Raw genomic sequence first — 20445 nt, 5'->3', positions numbered from 1 at the left:
CTCGCGTGAGAAAGGCGAGGCCTCGGAGGGAATCGAACCCCCGTACAAGGATTTGCAGTCCTCTGCGTAGCCACTCCGCCACGAGGCCTTAGCACGGCGTGCGCCGCGTGCGACCGCTCATACAGGAGGGCGTCATGGCGAGCAAGCCAGCTCGCGCTTCCGCGCATCAATAGGGACGGCCGTCCTTGTGCGTCATGATCCAGTGCCCGTCCGGGCCGAGCGTCGCAGCGAGGTCGTCGTCGGGATAGGTCGCCGCGTCGCCTGCCGACCGGTCGCCAATTTCCAGATAGACGACGTCGCCATCGGTTCTGTTGACGAGGCAATGGGCCGCGCCCTGCGCGGGGAAGCCCGCGCACATGCCGGCGCGCAGGAGGATCTCTTCATCGTCGCGCAGGAGCGTCGGCTCTCCGTCCAGGATAAAGACGAATTCGTCCTGTCGGCTGTGGCGATGCTTCAGCGCCGACTGCGCGCCGGGGGCAAGCCGCGTCAGATTGACGCCGAAATTGGTCAAGCCGAAAACGTCGCCTAAAGAGCGCTTTTTGCGCCCGCGCACCCGCGCGGCGAATGGCTCAGGATAGTTCGACGCCTTGGCCCGAGGGGCGACATCCGCCGCCTCGACTGCGGCCGAAAGGGACCTCATCGGCTTTTCCATGGCGCAGCTTTCCGTCAGCCCCCTGGACTAGCGAATTTGACAGGGGGCGCCCATTTTGACCATCTTCCGCCGCTCGCCAAGCCGGCGCGCCTCCTGGAATTATCACGAAATGAATGTCGTCATCGTCGAATCAGCGGCCAAAGCGCAGACGATCAACAAATATTTAGGCAAGAATTTCAATGTGTTGGCCTGCTACGGCCATGTTCGCGACCTTCCCGCCAAGGACGGATCGGTCGACCCCGACCAGGATTTTCTCATGGTCTGGGAGATGGACGCTAAGGGCGCAAAGCGCGTCGCCGCCATCGCCGAGGCGGTGAAGGGCGCCGACAAAGTCATCCTCGCAACCGACCCGGACCGTGAGGGAGAGGCCATCTCCTGGCACTTGCTCGACATTTTGAACAAGAAGCGCGTGCTCAAGGATAAGAAGATCGAGCGCGTCGTCTTCAATGCGGTCACCAAGTCGGCGATCCAAGAGGCGATGGCGCATCCGCGCGAAATCGATCAGGCGCTGGTCGACGCCTATCTCGCGCGCCGCGCGCTCGACTATCTCGTGGGCTTCACCCTGTCGCCGGTGCTGTGGCGCAAGCTCCCCGGCGCCCGTTCGGCCGGCCGCGTGCAGTCTGTCGCGCTTCGACTCGTCTGCGACCGCGAACTCGAGATCGAGAAATTCGTCGCCCGCGAATATTGGTCGCTCGTCGCCCATCTGACGACCAAGGGGGGCGAACCCTTCACGGCGCGCCTGGTCGGCGCTGACGGCAAGAAGATATCGCGGCTCGACATCGGCGCTGGCCAGGAGGCCGAGGACTTCAAGAAGGCGCTGGATACCGCCGCCTTCGTGGTGCGCTCGGTCGAAGCGAAGCCGGTGAAGCGCCATCCTTACGCGCCCTTCACGACCTCCACCTTGCAGCAGGAAGCCTCGCGAAAGCTCGGGCTCGCGCCGGCGATCACCATGCGCATCGCCCAGCGGCTCTATGAAGGCGTCGACATCGGCGGCGAGACGGCGGGTCTCATTACTTATATGCGAACCGACGGCGTCGACATGGCGCCCGAGGCGGTCGCCAGCGTGCGCGGCGTGATTGGAAAGACGTACGGCGACCGTTTCGTTCCGAAGGTTCCGCGCAAATATACGACGAAGGCCAAGAACGCCCAGGAAGCTCACGAGGCGATCCGCCCGACCGACCCGGCTCGATTGCCCAAGGACGTGGCCAAATATCTCGAACCCGAGCAGGCCAAGCTCTATGAGCTGATCTGGACGCGCACCATCGCCAGCCAGATGGAGTCGGCCGAGATGGAGCGAACCACCGTCGACATCGACGCCCGCGTCGGAGCGGAAGCGACCGACGCCAACAAAGCCGGCGCTCGCGCGCTGGAGCTGCGCGCGACGGGTCAGGTCGTTCGCTTCCCGGGCTTCCTTGAGCTCTATCAGGAAGGCCGCGACGACGGCGAGGACGAGGACGGCGGTCGCCTGCCGGCGATGGCGCAGGGCGAGCCCTGCACGCGCGAAAAAATCGACGCCACCCAGCATTTCACCGAGCCGCCGCCGCGCTTCACGGAAGCGACGCTGGTCAAGCGCATGGAGGAGCTCGGCATCGGGCGCCCTTCGACCTACGCCTCGACGCTCGCCGTGCTGCGCGACCGCGACTATGTGCGGATCGATAAGAAGCGCCTCGTGCCCGAGGACAAGGGACGCCTCGTCGTCGCATTCCTCGAAAGCTTCTTCTCGCGCTACGTCGAATTCGACTTCACCGCCGACCTCGAAGAAAAGCTCGATCTCGTCTCCAATAATGAGATCGACTGGAAACAGGTGCTGCGCGACTTCTGGAAAGATTTCTCGGCCGCCGTCGACGGCACCAAGGATTTGCGGGTCAGCGAAGTGCTCGACAGCCTCAATGAGCTGCTGGGTCCCCACGTCTTCCCGGCAAAGGAGGATGGAGGCGATCCTCGGCTGTGCCCGGCCTGCAACAACGGTCAGCTCTCGCTCAAGATCGGCAAGTTCGGCGCCTTCGTCGGCTGCTCCAACTATCCCGAGTGCCGCTACACGCGCACTCTGTCGCCGCCGACGGGCGACGCCGCCGACGCGGCGAGGCCGGGCGTGAAGGTTCTGGGCGTCAATCCCGAGACGGGCGCAGAGGTCACGCTGCGGGACGGGCGCTTTGGCGCCTATGTGCAGGAAGGCGAGCAGGAGGAAGGCGGCGAAAAGCCCAAACGCGCGTCGCTCCCCAAGAGCATCAGGCCTGACGATCTGACGCTGATGCAGGCCATCGCTCTGCTCGCGCTGCCGCGCGAAGTCGCGAAACATCCGACGAGCGGCGATCCGATCGTCGCCGGCATCGGGCGCTTCGGGCCCTATGTCCAGCATGGCAAGACCTACGCCAATATCGGCCGCGACGACGACGTGCTGAGCATCGGCGCCAACCGCGCCATCGATCTCATCGTGCAGAAGGAGTCGGGCGGCGGGAGCTCCCGTTTCTCGCGCGGTCCGTCAGAGCCGGCGCGCGTGCTGGGCGATCACCCTCAGGGCGGATCGGTGACCGTCAAGGCTGGCCGTTTCGGCCCCTATGTCAATTGGGGCAAGGTCAATGCGACGATTCCGAAGGGCGACGACCCTGCGGCGTTGACGCTCGAATCGGCGCTGGCCCTGCTCGCCGCGAAAGCTGCGGGCGGCGGCGACGCGGCCGGCGGACGCGCGCTCGGCGACCATCCCGACGGCGGCAAGATCACGGTGCGCGCCGGGCGCTTCGGCCCCTACGTCAATTGGGGAAAGATCAACGCGACGCTATCCAAGGGCGCTTCAGCCGAGGACGTGACTCTTGAAGAGGCCCTGCGCCTGATCGAAGCCAAGGGCGGCGCGCCGAAGAAATCGGCGAAGAAAGCGCCTGCCAAGAAAGCGCCCAGTAAGAAAGCGCCGACCAACGCCAAGAAGAAAATCGAAGACAGCGACGAGGCGCCTTTCGACGATTCCCAGCCCGCGAAGGTCGCGCCGACGGTCGCAAAGAAGGCTGCGGCCAAGAAGGCGCCCGCCAAAAAGCTGGCGACGAAAAAAGCCGCGGCGAAGTAGAGGAACGCTTCTCGAATTTCGCCGATCTTGAGCCAGCGTTTCAACTTTGCCGCCGGCGTCCTATATGTGTGATGCCGAGTCCGGTTGAAGTGCACGCCCGCCGCGTCGAACGGCGATTTTCTTGCCTCTTTTGAGCGAGCCCTTGGCGAAAGAAGATAAAGTAAAACACGCGCCCTCTCGCGAAGACATCCTCGCCTTCATCACCCGCGAAACCGAGGCGGGCGGCCCGCGCAAGATCGGCGTGCGTGAAATCGCCCGCGCCTTCGGCGTCGTCGGCGACGACCGCATCGCCATCAAGCGCCTGCTCGCCGAGATGGCGGACGAAGGCCTCCTGGAAAAGCGCGGCAAGCGCGTGAACCGCAAGGGGACGCTGCCGGCGGTTGCGCTCGTCGACATCATCGCGCGCGACCGCGACGGCGAGATGATCGCCGCGCCCGTCGAATGGGACGAGGACGAGCTGGGGCCGGCCCCGCGCATCCGCATCCACGCGCCGCGCCGCGCCCGGCCGGGCGAGCCCCTGCCCGGCGTCGGCGACCGCGCGCTGGTTCGCGCCGAGCCCGACCGCGACGCCGGACCGAACGAGCCGCCCTATGTCGGACGTGTCGTCAAACTCCTGTCGCGCCAGCGGCAACGCGTGCTCGGCGTGCTGCATATCGAAGCGAATGGCGCCGGCCGCATCGAGCCGATCGACAAGAAGCAGGCCGGACGCGAACTCGCCGTCGCCGCGGCCGATATCGGCGCAGGCAAGCACGGCGACCTCGTCTCGATCGATCTCGTCGGCAAGACGCGCTTTGGCGCGCCGCGCGCCCGCGTCCGCGAAACGCTCGGCTCGGTGACGGGCGAAAAGGCGGTGAGTCTCATCGCGCTGCGCGCGCATGACATTCCGGACGTCTTTCGCGCCGAGGCGACGACGGAGGCCGAGCGCGCGCGGCCTGCGTCTCTGCACGGACGCGAAGACTGGCGCGATCTGCCGCTCGTCACCATCGATCCGCCGGACGCCAAGGACCACGACGACGCGGTTCACGCCGCGCCCGACAGTGCGCCCGACAATGACGGCGGCTTCGTCCTGACGGTCGCGATCGCCGACGTGGCGCATTATGTGACGCCGCGCTCGGCGCTCGACCGCGACGCCTTGGAGCGGGGCAATTCGGTCTATTTTCCTGACCGCGTCGTGCCGATGCTGCCCGAGCGCATCTCCAACGACCTGTGCTCACTGCGCCCCAATGAAGATCGGCCGGCGCTCGCCGTGCGCATGCGCGTCACCAGCAAGGGCAGGAAGATCGACCACAGTTTTCATCGCGTGATGATGCGCTCGCACGCCAAGCTCGCCTATGCGCAGGCGCAGGACGCAATCGAGGGCCGCACGGATGAAACCACGAAGCCGCTGCTCGCCCCGGTGCTGCAAACGCTTTACGCCGCGCATGAAGCGCTGCGGCACGCCCGCAATCTGCGCGCGCCGCTCGATCTCGATCTGCCCGAGCGCAAGATCCTGTTGAAGAAAGACGGCTCCTTCGACCGCGTCATCATTCCGCCGCGGCTCGAAGCGCATCGGCTGATCGAAGAATTCATGATCCTGGCGAATGTCGCGGCGGCCGAAACCTTGGAACAGCATCGCCAGCAGCTGATCTATCGCGCCCATGACGAACCTTCGCGCGAAAAGGTCTCGGCGCTTTCGGAATTTCTCGCGACGATCGGCGTCAAGCTCGCCAAGGGCCAAGCGCTGCGCCCCGCGCATTTCAATGTGATCCTGGGTCGCGTGAAGGGCTTGGAGCACGAGAACATCGTCAATGAGATCATTCTGCGCACGCAGGCGCAGGCCGAATATACGCATGAGAATTACGGGCACTTCGGACTCAATCTGCGCCGCTACGCGCATTTCACCTCGCCCATTCGCCGCTACGCCGATCTGATCGTGCATCGCGCGCTCATTCGCGCGCTGAAATTCGGCGAAGGCGCCTTGCCCGAGATGCCGGTCGGCGAACTCGCGGAGATCGCCGCCCGCATCTCGGCCGCCGAGCGGCGCGCCATGGCGGCGGAGCGCGAGACGGTCGATCGGCTCATCGCGCATCATCTCGCGGACCAGATCGGCGCGCGCTTTCAGGCGCGTATTTCCGGCGTCACGAGGTCCGGTCTGTTCGTCCGCCTCGCCGAGACGGGCGCCGACGGCTTCGTGCCGGCGGCGACGCTGGGCCGTGAATATTACGCCTATGACGAGGCCGCCCATGCGCTCACCTCGCGCTCGGGGGTCAGCTACCGTCTGGCGGATATTATAGAAGTGAAGCTGATCGAGGCGGCCCCAATCGCCGGCGCCTTGCGCTTCGAGGTCGTGAGCGGCGGCGAACGCCGCACGCCGCCGCGCAATGGCGCAAAAAAGGAACGCGAGCGAAAGCCCGCGCGCCGCAAACGGTAGTTTGACGGTCGAGACTTACGTTTGCCCGAGAACCGATGTCTCGATTTCTCGCCAAACGCCGTTACGCTTTTCAAAAATTACGACCGCGTAATCGAAAAAGTTGAATTCATGCCTTCGAGAAAACGCAAAAGCCCCGCCGCTAACGATCGGCGGGGCTGCCATTGTATCCGCAGCTGCCAGCGAGCGCGTCGCGCCCTTCAATGATTCTACGCGAGCGAAGAACCGATAGGCCGGGCGCTCACGCGCCCTTCGCGCAGATGAAGACCTGGCGGCGCCTGCCCCAGCATTCCCCCGTCCGATAGACCTTGCCAAGGCTGCGGCCGCCGAGGCTCGCCGTCCACGTCCGTCCATGATCTTGCGTCAGAACGACCGCGTCGTCTCCGGCGTTGAGCGTCAGCGTCGAGCGCCTGGGCTGGCGGAGCATGCAGCTGCGCTCGAAGAGAACCCGTCCATCGACCTTGACGAAGCATTTTGCGCGGCGACCCTCGTTCGCGGGCTCGTCCTCGCGCTGGCTTTCGCGCGCCGCAGTAGTCCGCGCCGCTGGCGCCTCGTCGTCCGGCTCCGCCGTCGCGGCCGTATCGACGGGCGGCGCGTCGTCGAAAGCGGTTTTCGGCAGCGCCGCATCGAGCGGCGGAACCGTCGCGGCGCCGAGCGCCGGCGCGGCGGCGGGAACGTCGGTTTTTTGGGGCGGCGGCAGCGGCTCGGGCAAGGGCTCCGTCGCGGCCTGAGCCTCCAGAAGCCGCTGCTTTAGCTCCTTGGAGCCGGGCGTCGGCGGCGTCGGAGACGCAATTGTGTCCGGCGGGGCGCTAACCGTAAGCGCCGAGGATGGCGCGGCGTCGGCGGCTTGCGCGGCCTCAGTCGCGGGCGCCGGAGTCGGCTGATCGATCCGCACAGGCGTCGTCGGCGTTTCGACTTGACGCAGCGTCGCGCCATCGGCGCGGGGCGCGGGCGCGCCTCTCATCGCGAGAGTCGCGACGACGACGCCTCCGAGCAGGATCGCCCCCGCGACGACATAAAACCAGATCGGCGCTCTGAACGACGCTGCGCCCTGGACGGCGCGCCACTCGCCAGCGACGTCGCTCGAAAAATCCTTGATCCAGCCCATCGCGCGCGTGTTGCGGAAGGGCTTCTCCAAGCTTTCGAGCTCTCTTAAGAGGCGTCGCTTCTCTTGGAGTATCCGCCGTTCAAAATTCTCCAACTCCGCGACTTTGCGCCGCTTTTCGAGTGTTACGCTCATACTACTCACTCCAAGCGCGTTCGCGTGAAGGCGAAGGAAGCACTTCTTCACGTCGATACATGCGGGCGCCGCGCTCGACGGCGCGCGCGAGCACCAGCTACTTACGAGATATTTTCCTCCCGCCCGAGTATTGCCGCGCAATTCGCCGGAGTCGTTCCGGCCAAGGCCGCTGCTCTTTGGGATTTATCAACAAAATTATGGCTGTTCTTTGCCGTATCCTCTTGACGAGGCTCGAATCGCTCTGGACTCAGGCTGGCCCGGCGCGCCTTCTTGACATCGTTCGCGCCGCACGTATGTTGCCGGCCAATTCGCTCCCGGCGCGCTCAGCGACCGGGACGATTTCATTTCTCTGATAGACTGGGATGAGCGATGGCCAAGTCCGCCATGATCAAGATCAAGCTCCTGTCCACGGCGGATACGGGCTATTTCTACGTGACCAAGAAAAACGCGCGCACCAAGACGGAAAAGCTCGTCTTCAAGAAATACGATCCTGTCGTGCGCAAGCACGTGGAATTCAAGGAAACCAAGATCAAGTAAGCGCGCGCAGATAAACGCGCGCGCCTTGCCGAGGCGTTCGTCACAATCGCTGGTCTAGCCTGAAGGAGCGTCGCCGCAGGGACGCTTCGCTATTTTTTGGCTGGATTCGGTATTTTGCTGGAGAAGAAACCGCTTTGGGGAAGGCGGCCGACTGACGATGGCTTCAAGGAGGCCACTCCAACCACCGCCAGTCGGCCAACCCCACGGACCCAGGAGATGCGGCGGACCTGAGCACTCCGCAGGGTATTCAAAGTTGTGCCGAATACGCATCGAACGCTTACGCACGCCATGGGTCTTCTTACAGGCCCTTCGACGCCGCCAGACGCGCAACTCATTTGGCGCAGTCACGTTACTCCGGCTGCACAAAAATGCAACTATCTGATATGAATTTTCACAGACGCTGAGTTGTGAAGCGTTTGTGCGATATCGAAGCAAATAACATCGCGCTGCGATGAACGCGGCGCCGGAGGAGTAGATGGCTTCTGGATTCCGCTTTGTTCTCGGCGTCGTGGCCGGCGTCTCGATCACCCTGACGCTTTCCGCTTGCGGCGATCATATGCCCGGCGACGCCACGGGCGCGAAGGTGTTGCGCAATCTTCTGGAGAAGAATGGCGTGGACGCCAAGCTCGTGTCCTTCAAGAAGGTGCAGGGCCGCGAAGTGAAGCGCGAGGACGTCGACGCTTACGAATTGATGTATGAGGCTGAAATTCAGTTTCCCGAGGGTTTCGAAGCCAAATGCGCTGATGAGCGCGAGCGCGGAACATGCGCCTTTCTCGGCCTCGACAACGACCGGACATTCACCAAGGCCGAAGTGCACACGAGCGAAGGCACGCTGCATTTCGTGAAGAGCGAAAAAGGCTGGATGGCCGAGGACAGCAACGCCTATTAGCGCCGTGCAGGCGCTCGCGCCGATCGTCATTATTCCGGCGCGTCTACGCTCGACGCGTCTGCCCGGCAAGGCGCTCGCCGAAATCGACGGTCGGCCCATGATCGTCCACGTCTGGGAGCGCGCATGCGCCGCAGCGCTCGGACCTGTCGTGGTCGCGACCGACTCTCCCGAGATCGCGCGCGCGATCGAGTCGGTCGGCGGACAAGCGGCGCTCACGCGCGGTTCTCACGCCTGCGGCAGCGATCGAATCGGCGAAGCCTTGCGGGCGCTCGACCCGCAGGGTCGGCATGGCGCCGTCGTCAATCTGCAGGGCGACCAGCCCTTGCTTCCTGGCGGGGCGCTTGAAACGGCGCTCGCGCTTCTCGACGATGCAGCCGTCGACATCGGCACCCTCGCCTGCCCGGCGCGCGCCGAAGACGTCGGCGACCCCAACGCCGTCAAGCTCGTCGGAGCCTCGCTCGCGCCTGGACGGGTTCGCGCGCTTTACTTTACGAGAGCGCCCGCCCCCTATGGCGACGGGCCGCGATTGAAGCACATTGGCGTCTACGCCTTTCGCCGCGCCGCTCTGGAACGGTTCACATCGCTGCCGCCCTCCTCGCTTGAACTGCGCGAAGGGCTTGAGCAGCTGCGCGGGCTCGAGGCCGGCATGCGCATCGACGCCGCGCTGCTGGACAAAGCCGCCCCATCGGTGGATACGGAACGCGATTTGACCGCGCTACGCGCCGCGGCGCGCGAACAGGACCCAAAGTGACGCAATATATCGCCTATCAGGGAGAGCCCGGCGCGAATTCCGACCTCGTCTGCCGTCAGGCCTTTCCGCAACTGACGCCGCTTCCTTGCGCCAGCTTCGAGGACGCCTTCGCGTCGGTGACCGAGGGGCGCGCCGCGCTTGGCATGATCCCGATCGAAAATTCCATCGCCGGACGCGTCGCGGACATTCACCATTTCCTGCCGCATTCCGGTCTGCATATCCTCGGCGAGCACTTCCTGCCGATCCATTTTCATCTGATGGCGCCCAGAGGCGCGACGCGGCAGGGGCTCAAGAGCGTCTACAGCCATGTCCATGCGCTGGGTCAGTGCCGCCGCGCCATCCGCGAACTCGGCCTCGCCGCGCATACGGCCGGCGACACCGCCGGCGCCGCCCGCGAAGTCGCCGAATGGGGCGATCCGACGAAGGCCGCGATCGCGCCGCGACTCGCCGCCGACATCTACGACCTCGACGTGCTGGCGGAGAACATCGAGGACGAGGCGCATAATACGACGCGCTTCATCGTACTGTCGAAGACCAAGCAATGGGCGGCGCCGAATGCGGGTTCGACCATCACCACCTTCATCTTTCGCGTGCGCAACGTGCCGGCCGCGCTCTACAAGGCGCTCGGCGGCTTCGCGACGAATGGCGTCAACATGACTAAGCTCGAAAGCTACATGGTTGACGGGGAATTCGCCGCGACGCGCTTTCTCGCCGACGCCGACGGGCATCCCGAACAGCCGGCGATGGCGCGGGCGCTCGAAGAATTGCAGTTCTTCTCCAAGGAAGTGGAGATTCTCGGCGTCTATCCTGCGAGCGATTTCCGCCTCACGAATATCCGCGCCTTCGCCTTTGGGGATTGACAGGCCTCAAGCGCAATTGCTTTCCTTGCCGGCCTTCTTCCAGCCGGGAACGGACTGTCGCCCCAAGCGACGCTTCGTTCGCGCCATGAGCGACGTCCCTTAAGACGCAAGCGCCCGTCGGAACGGCCAAAATGAATTTGGAGCAAGCGCTCGAAGGGAACAGCCCATGGCCGTCGCCTATGATCCCAATAATATTTTCGGCAAGATTCTGCGCGGGGAAATCCCTGCGCATAAGGTCTATGAGGACGACATCTCGCTCGCGTTCATGGACATCATGCCGCGCGCCGAGGGCCATGTTCTGGTGATTCCGAAGGAGGGCGCACGCGGCCTCCTCGACGTCTCGTCGGAAACGCTCGGTCAATTAATGAAGCGCGTGCAGCATGTCGCCAAGGCGATCGAAAAGGCGTTCGCCGCGGACGGCCTGACGCTGCACCAATTTAACGAAAGCGCCGGCGGACAGGTGATCTATCACCTGCACTTCCACCTGCTGCCGCGTTGGGACGGCGTCGCCTTGCGCCCTCCGGGGACCATGGCCGAGGATGCAAAGCTCGCCGAACAGGCGGAGAAAATTCGCGCCGCTATGGCGCCGTTCGAAGGATGAGTCCGCCGCGGCGCAGGCTTGCCTGATCGGGCAAGCCTTTGACCAGGCAAGCCTGCTGGAAAACCTATTCTTCGCCGACCTTCGCCGGCCTCAGCGCCACCGGGCGCAGCAGAAACGAGGGCACATGGTCGCCCAGACCGATGACGGGGGGGCCATCGTCTTCATGATGGCGCGGGCGGCGCTCACGACGGTCTGCGACCGGCGCTCCGGCCGGCGCCCCATAGGCCGGAGGCCGGAGACCTTCTCCCTCCGCCTTGGCGCGGCCGCCGCGCGTCCGGCCCATGCTCACGGGCGCGTCGCGTTCCGCCGCGGCTGGCCGGCGATTGGCGGGCGCGTCGCGTTCCGCGGCGGCTGGCCGGCGGCTGACGGGCGCTTCGCGCTCGGGGGCGGCTGAGCGGCGGTGGGCGGACGCTTCGCCCTCGGTGGCGGCTGGCCGGCGGCCGCGCTCGCGGCGCGACCCGCGTTCAGCGCGCTCGCCGCGGCGCTCTTGCGGGCGACTCGTCTCCATCGGCGGCGGCAAGGCGTCGAAGCCCGGCCCCTCCCAGTCGATCGCCTTGCCGATCAGGCTCTGGATCTGATCGATGTATTTCATGTCGTCTCCGGTGACGAGCGTGATCGCCACGCCCGACCGGCCGGCGCGGCCGGTGCGGCCGATCCGGTGCACGTAATCTTCGCTATGCGTCGGGACGTCAAAGTTGAGCACATGGCTCACGTCCGGAATATCCAGGCCTCGGGCCGCCACATCCGAACACACAATCAGCGACACATCGCCGTTCTTGAACGCCTCGAGCGAGGCCATCCGCGCCAGCTGATCCATGTCGCCGTGCAGGGCGCCAGCGGAAAAGCCGTGCTTGACGAGCGAGCGATGAAGGGTCGCAACGTCGCGCTTGCGGTTGCAGAAAATGATCGCGTTCTTGAAGTTATCGGCGTCGCGAATGAGCTTGCGCAACGTCTCGCGCTTATCGGCGTGGCCCCGCGACGCGACGAGAACCTGCCGGATCGTGGTCGCCGTCGTCGCGGCGCGCGAGACTTCGCAACGGATCGGATTATGCAGAAAGGCTTCGGTTAGCCGCGTGATTTCGGGCGGCATGGTCGCAGAGAAGAAGAGCGTCTGCCGCGTGAACGGCACCAGCTTGCAGACGCGCTCGATGTCGGGAATGAAGCCCATATCGAGCATGCGGTCGGCCTCGTCGATGACGAGGATTTCGATGCCCGTGAGCAGCAGCTTGCCGCGATCGAAGAAGTCGAGAAGGCGGCCCGGCGTTGCGATCAGCACGTCGGCCCCGCGCATGATTTTGGTTTCCTGCTCGCCGAAGGCGACGCCGCCGATCAGCAGCGCGACGTTGAGACGATGGTTCTTGCCGTATTTGGCGAAGCTTGCTTCGACCTGCGCGGCAAGTTCGCGCGTCGGCTCCAGAATAAGCGTTCGCGGCATTCTGGCGCGGGCGCGGCCGCTTTCGAGTCGGCTCAGCATCGGCAGGGTGAAGGCGGCGGTCTTGCCGGTGCCCGTTTGGGCGATGCCGAGAATGTCGCGCCCCTGCAAGGCGGGTGGAATGGCCTGCGCCTGAATCGGCGTGGGGGTCGTATAGCCGGACGTTTGGACGGCTGCGAGAACCTTTTGGGAAAGGCCCAGTTCTTCGAATGTCATTAATTATCCTGAATTACGGCTCGCATGTGCGGAAATTCCGCTTGCGCGCCAGCCGTAAAGAAGCGCGCGTGGATTGTTGAGAGAAGTCGCCGTCGTCGCCGCAACGGCTATGTGGCCCGCCGACGGTCCGCCGCAAAGAAGCGCGGGCGATAGCCACGGGAATGCTTTACGGGCAATTGGCGAATTGTCAATAAATATATGCGCACGTCTGGCCGCGCATACGAGGGTTGGTCGCAAAAAAACTAACGATCGGCGATTTCGCCAGCTTCGCCGCAAGGCGTCAAGGGCTGACGCCCTTTGCGCTTGTCCGGGATCGCACCTGTCGGCAAATGGTCGACGTCGCGTTGTCCGGTCGGCGCCGGCGCCTCGGCTTGCGGCGCCGCCTTGGCAAGACTGGGCAGATCGGCTTCCGCCCCCCGGGAAAAGCCCGCAGGCGCTCGCGCTTCGGGAGGCTCAAACATATTTGAGAGCAGCTTGGCGCCGAGCACGCTGCACAAACAAGCGGCGATCGACAGCGCCGCAAGACTCCAAACGCCCGCCGGAAGGCCGGCGCGGGGTTGGCTTAAACGGCGATGCTCGACGGTTCGACGCACTTGAGAGCCTGAAGGTTAGCGGTGCGACGCTAATCTTGCGACGGTAAATTTTTTGTTGATGCGCCTTTCGCCAAAAGCCGGCGGCGGCGCGTGCGCGACCCCTTGCCAAGCCGGGGGGAAAGCTCAAAACTAGCGATGTTCTTGATTTCTCTTACCGTGGAAATGGCCCAGATTCTGCGAGTCGACCCTAAAAGAACCACTGTGCCGACCTACATGAAAAAGGATCGAAAGGGTGAAGACGTGGCGGCGGAGGATTTAACGCTAGCGATGGCGGCCAATGCGCCGCGAGCGGCCAAGGAGCCGCGCAAGGGAGGCGACGTCGGTCCTGGGGCCGGAACTGCGCTCGTCACGCGCACGCGTCCTCAGACGCGCAAGCCCAATATGTATCGGGTGCTTCTGTTGAATGACGACTACACGACCCAGGAGTTCGTGGTGATGGTGCTGCGGAAATATTTCAACAAATCCGTGGAGGAAGCCACCCGCATCATGCTCCACGTCCACAATCACGGCGTCGGCGAATGCGGCGTTTACACCTACGAGGTCGCTGAGACCAAAGTCACCCAGGTCATGGATTTTGCAAGGAAGCATCAGCATCCTCTGCAATGCATCATGGAAAAGAAATAGGACGAGCGCATGCCGACCTTCTCGCGCAATCTCAAGCAGACCCTCGACCGTGCGCTCGCCTCCGCCCGCGAGCGGCACCATGAATATGCGACGCTCGAGCACCTTCTGCTGAGCCTCGTCGAGGACGTCGACGCATCGGCGGTGCTCCGCGCCTGTTCCGTGGATCTCGACGTGCTGACCAAGAATCTGCGCGACTACATCGATCGCGAGCTCGACAACCTCGTCAACGAAGACGCGGATGAATGCAAGCCGACCGCCGGATTCCAGCGGGTCGTGCAGCGGGCGATTATCAGCGTGCAATCGTCCGGCCGCGAAGACGTCAGCGGCGCCAATGTTCTTGTCGCGCTGTTCGCCGAGCGCGAAAGCCACGCCGTCTATTTCCTGCAGGAGCAGGATATGACGCGCTATGACGCCGTCAATTTCATCAGCCATGGCATCGCCAAGCGTCCCGGGCTTTCGGACGCCAGCCGGAGTCCGCGCGGCGTCGAGGAAGACGGCGAACGCAGCGAAGGCCGCGAGGGTCGTGACGGCGAGAGCCGCAAGAAGGAAGGCGCGCTCGAGGCCTATTGCGTCAACCTCAACCGGAAGGCGCGCGACGGCCGCATCGACCCGCTGATCGGCCGCGAGCCGGAAGTGCTGCGCACGATTCAGGTCCTGTGCCGCCGGCAAAAGAATAATCCGCTGCTCGTCGGCGATCCCGGCGTCGGCAAGACGGCGATCGCCGAAGGCCTCGCGCGTAAAATCGTCTCCAACGAGGTGCCGGAGGTTCTCGCCGGGGCGACGGTGTTCGCGCTCGACATGGGCGCGCTGCTCGCCGGCACGCGCTATCGCGGCGACTTCGAAGAACGCCTGAAGCAGGTCGTGAAGGAAATCGAGAATCACAAGAACGCGATCCTCTTCATCGACGAGATCCATACGGTGATTGGCGCGGGCGCCACCTCGGGCGGCGCGATGGACGCTTCGAACCTTCTGAAGCCCGCCCTGGCGCAGGGCGTTCTGCGCTGCATCGGTTCGACGACCTACAAGGAATACCGGCAGTATTTCGAGAAGGATCGCGCGCTCGTTCGCCGCTTCCAGAAGATCGACGTCAACGAACCCTCGATCCCCGATGCGATCGAAATCGTGAAGGGGCTTAAGCCCTATTTCGAGGAGTTCCATAAGATCCGCTACACCAACGACGCGCTGAAGGCCGCGGTGGAGCTCTCGGCGCGTTACATTCATGACCGCAAGCTGCCGGACAAGGCGATCGACGTGATCGACGAAACCGGCGCGGCGCAGATGCTGGTCGCGGAAAACAAGCGCAAAAAGACGATCGGATTGAAAGAGATCGAAACGACGATCGCCACCATGGCGCGCGTCCCGCCGAAGACCGTCTCCAAGGACGACGCCGAAGTTCTCGCGCATCTCGACGAGACGCTGCGGCGCGTCGTCTATGGGCAGGATAAGGCGATCTCGGCGCTGACGTCGGCGATCAAGCTGGCGCGGGCGGGTCTGCGCGACCAGGAGAAGCCGATCGGCTGCTATCTCTTCTCCGGACCGACCGGCGTCGGCAAGACGGAAGCCGCGCGCCAGCTCGCGACATCGCTCGGCATCGAGCTCGTGCGCTTTGACATGTCGGAATATATGGAGCGCCATACCGTGAGCCGGCTGATCGGCGCGCCTCCCGGCTATGTGGGATTCGATCAGGGCGGCCTGCTGACCGACGCCATCGACCAGCATCCGCATTGCGTGCTGCTGCTCGACGAGATCGAGAAGGCGCATCCCGATCTCTACAACATCCTGCTGCAGGTGATGGACCACGGGAAGCTGACCGACCATAACGGCAAGACCATCGACTTCCGCAACGTCATCCTCATCATGACGACGAATGCGGGCGCGCAGGATCTTGCCCGCACGCCGATCGGCTTCACGCGCACGCGCCGCGATCTCGACGACAGCGAAGCGATCAATCGGCTCTTCGCGCCGGAGTTCCGCAATCGTCTCGACGCCATCGTGCCTTTCGGTCATCTGCCGGTCGACGTCATCAAGCGCGTCGTCGACAAATTCATCATGCAGCTCGAAGCGCAGCTTGCCGACCGCAACGTCACGATCGAGCTGACCGACGAAGCGCGCAGCTGGCTCGTCGAGCACGGCTATGACGAAGCCATGGGCGCGCGGCCGATGTCGCGGGTCATCCACCAGCACATCAAGACGCCGCTCGCCGACGAGGTGCTGTTCGGCCGTCTGAAGAACGGCGGCGCCGTGCGCGTCGTCGTCGTCGGCGACGACACCGGAGCGAAGTCGCTTGGCTTTGTCTTCCCGGAGGGACCGGTGTTGCCGCGGCCTGAGCGCGACATCTTCGAGGCCGGCAAGAAGCGCGCGGCGGAGGAAGCCGCATCCGGAGATGACGCGGCGATTCGCGGCGCCGATTCGGAACGCGACGAACGACCGGCGCCGTTGAAGAGCTAAACTCTGACGGCGGCGCGTCGCACAACAAACAGGGCCGCTTCGCATGCGCTGCGAGGCGGCCCTGCTTTTTTTAGGAGAAGACGTGGCGGCGACGGGCTTTTAAACCGTTCGCGCTTTCTTGGGTTTCACCGGCGCGGTGGCGGCCGCAGATGGTTTGCGCGCCATCGCTTCGGCGAGATAGCGCCCGGTGTGGCTCCGCCCCTCCTTGATGATCTGGGACGGCGGTCCCGCCGCGACGATTTCGCCGCCGCCGTCGCCGCCCTCCGGCCCCATGTCGATGATCCAGTCGGCCGTCTTGATGACTTCGAGATTGTGCTCGATCACGACCACCGTATTGCCCTGCTCCACGAGTTCATGCAGCACTTCGAGCAGCTTGGCGACGTCGTGGAAATGCAGACCCGTCGTCGGCTCGTCGAGAATATAGAGCGTGCGGCCTGTGGAGCGGCGCGACAGTTCCTTGGAGAGCTTGACGCGCTGGGCCTCGCCGCCGGACAGCGTCGTCGCCTGCTGGCCGACATGGATGTAGTCGAGGCCGACGCGTTTTAAGGTTTCCATCTTGTCGCGGATCGATGGCACCGCCTTGAACAGAGTCGCCGCCTCCTCGACCGTCATGTCGAGCACGTCGGCGATGGATTTTTCGCGATATTTCACTTCAAGCGTCTCGCGATCATAACGCTTGCCCTTGCAGACGTCGCAGGTGACGTAGACGTCGGGGAGAAAGTGCATCTCGATTTTGATGACGCCGTCGCCCTGGCAGGCTTCGCAGCGGCCGCCCTTGACGTTGAAGGAGAAGCGTCCCGGCGCGTATCCGCGCGCCTTCGCCTCGGGGAGGCCCGCGAACCATTCGCGAATGGGCGTGAAGGCGCCGGTATAGGTCGCCGGATTGGAGCGCGGCGTGCGGCCGATCGGCGACTGATCGATGTCGATGATCTTGTCGATCTGCTCGAGTCCTTCGAGGCGATCGAAGGGCGCCGGGTGCTCATGCGCGCCGGAGAGCCGCCGCGCCACGGCCTTGTAGAGCGTTTCGATGACGAGCGTCGACTTGCCGCCGCCCGAGACGCCAGTAACGCAAGTGAAAAGGCCAAGCGGCACTTCCGCCGTGACCTCCTTGAGATTGTTGCCGCGCGCGCCGAAGAGCTTGAGCCAACGCCCGGCCGTCGGCTTGCGCAGCTTGTGACGAAGGATCACCTGTTTCTCGCCGGTCAGATATTGCCCGGTGAGCGAAGCGGGATCGTTCATGATCTCTTGCGGCGTCCCTTGCGCAACGATTTTGCCGCCGTGAATGCCGGCGCCGGGTCCGACATCGACGACATAATCCGCGGCGAGAATCGCGTCCTCGTCGTGCTCGACGACGATGACGCTGTTGCCGAGATTGCGCAGCCGCCGCAGCGTGTCGAGCAGACGGTCATTGTCGCGCTGATGCAGCCCGATCGACGGTTCGTCCAGCACATAGAGAACGCCGGTCAGTCCCGAGCCGATCTGCGACGCCAGGCGGATGCGCTGGCTTTCGCCGCCCGACAGCGAGCCTGAATTGCGCGACAGCGTCAGATAGTCGAGGCCGACGTCGACGAGAAAATTTAGCCGGTCGCGAATTTCCTTCAAGATGCGGAAGGCGATTTCGTTGCGCTTCTTGTCGAGCGCGTCGGGCAGCGCGCGAAACCAGTCGAGCGCGGCGCGCACGGAAAGCTCCGAGACTTCGCCGATATGTTTGCGCGCGACTTTGACGGCGAGCGCTTCGGGCTTCAAGCGAAAGCCTTCGCAGGCGAGGCACGGCGTCGCCGACATGTAGCGGCCGATCTCGTCGCGCGCCCATTCGCTGTCGGTTTCGAGATAGCGTCGCTCGAGATTGATGACGACGCCTTCGAACGGCTTCTTCACGTCATAGGCGCGAAAACCGTCGTCATAAGAGAAGCGAATCTCCTCCTCGCCCGAGCCGTAGAGAATGACGTTTCGCGCCTTGTCGGAAAGCGTCTCCCACGGGACGTCGAGCCGAAACTTGTAATGCTTGCCGAGCGCTTCGAGCGTCTGCTGATAATATGGCGAGGTCGATTTCGCCCAGGGCGCGACCGCGCCTTTGCGCAGCGTCAGCTTTGGATTGGGCGCGACGAGGTCGGCGTCGACCTTCTGCTCATGGCCGATGCCGCCGCAGACCGGACAGGCGCCGAAGGGATTGTTGAAGGAAAACAGCCGCGGCTCGATCTCCGGGATGGTGAAGCCCGACACGGGACAGGCGAATTTCGACGAGAAGACGATGTGGCCGGGCGCGTAATGGGTAGAGACATTGGCGACGGCAGTCGGCAGGTCGGCAATCGGCAGTCGGTCGTCATCCCTCGACCGCCCACTGCCGACTGCCGACTGCCGATCAGCGAATTCGACGACGGCGAGGCCGCCCGACAAATCGAGCGCGGTCTCAAAACTGTCGGCCAATCTCGCGCTCATGTCGGGGCGCACGACGATGCGGTCGACCACGACATCGATGTCGTGCTTCAACTTCTTGTCGAGCGCCGGCACGTCGGCGATCTCATGATAGGCGCCGTCGATCTTGAGGCGCTGGAAGCCCTTTTTCGTATATTCGGCGATCTCCTTTCGGTATTCGCCTTTGCGGCCGCGCACGACCGGCGCGAGCAGATAGAGCCGCGAGCCTTCCGGAAGCGCCAGCACGCGATCGACCATTTGCGAAACGGTCTGGCTCTCGATCGGCAACCCTGTCGCCGGCGAATAGGGCACGCCGACTCGCGCCCAGAGCAGACGCATATAGTCGTGAATCTCGGTGACCGTGCCGACGGTCGAGCGCGGGTTTTTGGATGTCGTCTTCTGTTCGATGGAGATCGCCGGCGAAAGCCCGTCGATCTGATCGACGTCGGGCTTCTGCATGATCTCCAGAAATTGCCGCGCATAGGCCGACAGCGACTCGACATAGCGGCGCTGGCCTTCGGCATAGATGGTGTCGAAGGCGAGCGACGACTTGCCGGAACCTGACAGGCCGGTGAACACCACCAGCTTGTCGCGCGGAATCGTCAGATCGACATTCTTGAGATTATGTTCGCGCGCGCCGCGGATGGAGATGGATTTGGAGTCTGCGCTGGAGTGAATTGATGCGCCCGCTCGCGCGTCCTTTTGCTTGATGATCGCCATTCACAAAGGCCGGAAGGAGAGTGGAAGCGTCATTTAGGCGCTGAGCAAGGCAAATGCCACGCGCCGCCGCATAAATCCATCTGAAGCTCATCCGATGCTCGATCAGCTCGCTTGCAACGTCAGCCTTGATATCGCGCCCGCATAGCGATATCATTGATATCAAATGCGGAGGCTGGCGTGCCTGACATTCTGTTGAGAGACGTTCCCCCGGAAATGAAGCGCCAGATCGAGGATCTAGCGCACGGGCATAAGCGCAGCATTTCGAGCCAGGCGAAATTGTTGCTCGAACGCGCTTTGTCTCAGGCTGTCCGGCCAGAGCGCGCCCGAGCGGCCGGAGGACTTGGAACGCGGCTCAAAAGTCTCGTGTCGCAAGAAGATTGGACGGACGATTTCATTCAGCCTCGTGATCAAAGCGACCGCGCCCCGCCAGATTTCGAATGATCTTGCTCGACACGAACATCGTCTCTGAAATGATTAAGCCGATGGGCGACGGTAACGTGCGGCGCTGGATGGACTCCTATTCTGAGCTCGATTTCTTCATCGCGACGCCAGTCATCGCGGAGCTTCGTTTTGGTCTGGCTCTGCTGCCTGAGGGGCGAAAGAAGGATGTTTTGACCAAAGCCTGCGACGCGATCGAAGAGGAGATTTTCGCTGGCCGCATATTGGCGTTTGATCAACGCGCGGCGCACGCCTTCGCCCGTTTGCGCGCCAGACGCAAAATGCGAGGCAAGCCGCTCGCCGTCATGGATGCGATGGTTGCGAGCATCGCATCTGCTCATGCGATGACGCTCGCGACGCGCAATGTTGCAGACTTTAGCGATTTAGACCTTGCCGTCATAAATCCTTTCACGGCCCAATAGCGGGCCAGTGCATAAGTTCTCTGGCCAGAGGGCTGACCGAGAATCCCGCCAAACACGCCAGCCTTCCGAATTTGCTCAGGAGTCCCGATCGCCTCGCTTGAAGCGAAGCGTCGGACATCGGAGCTTTTCAGAAGGAAGGGGT

At 63.8% G+C, this 20445-nt stretch carries 15 protein-coding genes and 1 tRNA gene; 10 read left to right on the top strand and 6 right to left on the bottom strand.

Going from position 1 to position 20445, the window contains the following annotated elements:
• Positions 1 to 17 precede the first annotated feature (17 nt).
• Positions 18 to 88 (bottom strand) — tRNA-Cys (locus IYX23_RS14170).
• A 78-nt stretch (positions 89 to 166) separates the two neighbouring features.
• A complete protein-coding gene (locus IYX23_RS14165) occupies positions 167 to 652 on the bottom strand; it encodes a cupin domain-containing protein (RefSeq protein ID WP_196393395.1) in 486 nt (161 codons plus the stop codon).
• Positions 653 to 761: 109 nt separating this feature from the next.
• Between IYX23_RS14165 and topA the strand changes: the two genes are divergently transcribed.
• Together topA and rnr are read left to right on the top strand one after the other, a co-directional pair.
• Positions 762 to 3710 (top strand): type I DNA topoisomerase, encoded by a 2949-nt coding sequence (topA, locus tag IYX23_RS14160; protein WP_196393476.1) that lies wholly within the window; start codon positions 762 to 764, stop codon positions 3708 to 3710.
• Between the two features lie 142 nt (positions 3711 to 3852).
• Positions 3853 to 6120, top strand: a complete 2268-nt coding sequence (gene rnr / locus IYX23_RS14155; RefSeq protein WP_196393394.1) for a ribonuclease R — start codon at positions 3853 to 3855, stop codon at positions 6118 to 6120.
• Between the two features lie 238 nt (positions 6121 to 6358).
• Here rnr and IYX23_RS14150 read toward each other — a convergent pair whose 3' ends face one another.
• Entirely contained in the window at positions 6359 to 7357 is a 999-nt protein-coding gene (locus IYX23_RS14150) for a hypothetical protein (RefSeq protein ID WP_196393393.1), read from the bottom strand.
• 369 nt (positions 7358 to 7726) lie between these two features.
• On the opposite strand from IYX23_RS14150, the gene rpmG reads away from it, so the two are divergent.
• The 5 genes from rpmG (at position 7727) to IYX23_RS14125 (ending at position 10995) form a co-directional block, all read left to right on the top strand.
• Positions 7727 to 7894 (top strand): 50S ribosomal protein L33, encoded by a 168-nt coding sequence (rpmG, locus tag IYX23_RS14145; protein WP_014892635.1) that lies wholly within the window; start codon positions 7727 to 7729, stop codon positions 7892 to 7894.
• Positions 7895 to 8369: 475 nt separating this feature from the next.
• The gene (locus IYX23_RS14140) at positions 8370 to 8783 is read left to right on the top strand and encodes a hypothetical protein (RefSeq protein ID WP_196393392.1); all 414 of its coding nucleotides are present in this window, start codon (positions 8370 to 8372) and stop codon (positions 8781 to 8783) included.
• Between the two features lie 4 nt (positions 8784 to 8787).
• Positions 8788 to 9534, top strand: a complete 747-nt coding sequence (locus IYX23_RS14135; protein ID WP_196393391.1) for a 3-deoxy-manno-octulosonate cytidylyltransferase — start codon at positions 8788 to 8790, stop codon at positions 9532 to 9534.
• Positions 9531 to 10394, top strand: a complete 864-nt coding sequence (locus tag IYX23_RS14130; protein WP_196393390.1) for a prephenate dehydratase — start codon at positions 9531 to 9533, stop codon at positions 10392 to 10394. The genes IYX23_RS14135 and IYX23_RS14130 overlap by 4 nt, the downstream gene beginning before the upstream one ends.
• A 166-nt stretch (positions 10395 to 10560) precedes the next feature.
• A complete protein-coding gene (locus IYX23_RS14125; protein WP_196393389.1) occupies positions 10561 to 10995 on the top strand; it encodes an HIT family protein in 435 nt (144 codons plus the stop codon).
• A 64-nt stretch (positions 10996 to 11059) separates the two neighbouring features.
• Here the strand turns inward: IYX23_RS14125 and IYX23_RS14120 are convergent, their stop codons facing one another.
• Together IYX23_RS14120 and IYX23_RS14115 are read right to left on the bottom strand one after the other, a co-directional pair.
• Entirely contained in the window at positions 11060 to 12643 is a 1584-nt protein-coding gene (locus tag IYX23_RS14120; RefSeq protein WP_196393388.1) for a DEAD/DEAH box helicase, read from the bottom strand.
• Between the two features lie 242 nt (positions 12644 to 12885).
• Positions 12886 to 13236, bottom strand: coding sequence for a hypothetical protein (locus tag IYX23_RS14115; RefSeq protein WP_196393387.1), 351 nt, complete (start codon positions 13234 to 13236; stop codon positions 12886 to 12888).
• A 267-nt stretch (positions 13237 to 13503) separates the two neighbouring features.
• Here IYX23_RS14115 and clpS point away from each other — a divergent pair, with 267 nt between their 5' ends.
• Positions 13504 to 13860 carry an ATP-dependent Clp protease adapter ClpS gene (clpS, locus tag IYX23_RS14110; RefSeq protein WP_196393475.1) on the top strand — a complete coding sequence of 119 codons (357 nt, stop codon included), beginning with the start codon at positions 13504 to 13506 and terminating at the stop codon, positions 13858 to 13860.
• A gap of 9 nt (positions 13861 to 13869) precedes the next feature.
• A complete protein-coding gene (clpA, locus tag IYX23_RS14105) occupies positions 13870 to 16308 on the top strand; it encodes an ATP-dependent Clp protease ATP-binding subunit ClpA (RefSeq protein WP_196393386.1) in 2439 nt (812 codons plus the stop codon).
• Between the two features lie 99 nt (positions 16309 to 16407).
• Here clpA and uvrA read toward each other — a convergent pair whose 3' ends face one another.
• Positions 16408 to 19443, bottom strand: coding sequence for an excinuclease ABC subunit UvrA (gene uvrA, locus IYX23_RS14100; RefSeq protein WP_196393385.1), 3036 nt, complete (start codon positions 19441 to 19443; stop codon positions 16408 to 16410).
• 437 nt (positions 19444 to 19880) lie between these two features.
• Here uvrA and IYX23_RS14095 point away from each other — a divergent pair, with 437 nt between their 5' ends.
• Positions 19881 to 20303 carry a type II toxin-antitoxin system VapC family toxin gene (locus IYX23_RS14095; RefSeq protein ID WP_196393384.1) on the top strand — a complete coding sequence of 141 codons (423 nt, stop codon included), beginning with the start codon at positions 19881 to 19883 and terminating at the stop codon, positions 20301 to 20303.
• Positions 20304 to 20445: the final 142 nt, after the last annotated feature.

Source organism: Methylocystis sp. L43, from assembly GCF_015709525.1.
In the GTDB taxonomy this organism is placed as follows: domain Bacteria; phylum Pseudomonadota; class Alphaproteobacteria; order Rhizobiales; family Beijerinckiaceae; genus Methylocystis.
This window is presented reverse-complemented; position numbering and strand designations above follow the sequence as displayed.

Coding starts and splice junctions, on each gene's coding strand:
- IYX23_RS14165 (WP_196393395.1), bottom strand. CDS start 652: ATGGAAAAGCCGATGAGGTCCCTTTCGGCCGCAGTCGAGGCGGCGGAT.
- topA (WP_196393476.1), top strand. CDS start 762: ATGAATGTCGTCATCGTCGAATCAGCGGCCAAAGCGCAGACGATCAAC.
- IYX23_RS14150 (WP_196393393.1), bottom strand. CDS start 7,357: ATGAGCGTAACACTCGAAAAGCGGCGCAAAGTCGCGGAGTTGGAGAAT.
- rpmG (WP_014892635.1), top strand. CDS start 7,727: ATGGCCAAGTCCGCCATGATCAAGATCAAGCTCCTGTCCACGGCGGAT.
- IYX23_RS14140 (WP_196393392.1), top strand. CDS start 8,370: ATGGCTTCTGGATTCCGCTTTGTTCTCGGCGTCGTGGCCGGCGTCTCG.
- IYX23_RS14125 (WP_196393389.1), top strand. CDS start 10,561: ATGGCCGTCGCCTATGATCCCAATAATATTTTCGGCAAGATTCTGCGC.
- IYX23_RS14120 (WP_196393388.1), bottom strand. CDS start 12,643: ATGACATTCGAAGAACTGGGCCTTTCCCAAAAGGTTCTCGCAGCCGTC.
- clpS (WP_196393475.1), top strand. CDS start 13,504: ATGGCGGCCAATGCGCCGCGAGCGGCCAAGGAGCCGCGCAAGGGAGGC.
- clpA (WP_196393386.1), top strand. CDS start 13,870: ATGCCGACCTTCTCGCGCAATCTCAAGCAGACCCTCGACCGTGCGCTC.
- uvrA (WP_196393385.1), bottom strand. CDS start 19,443: ATGGCGATCATCAAGCAAAAGGACGCGCGAGCGGGCGCATCAATTCAC.
- IYX23_RS14095 (WP_196393384.1), top strand. CDS start 19,881: ATGATCTTGCTCGACACGAACATCGTCTCTGAAATGATTAAGCCGATG.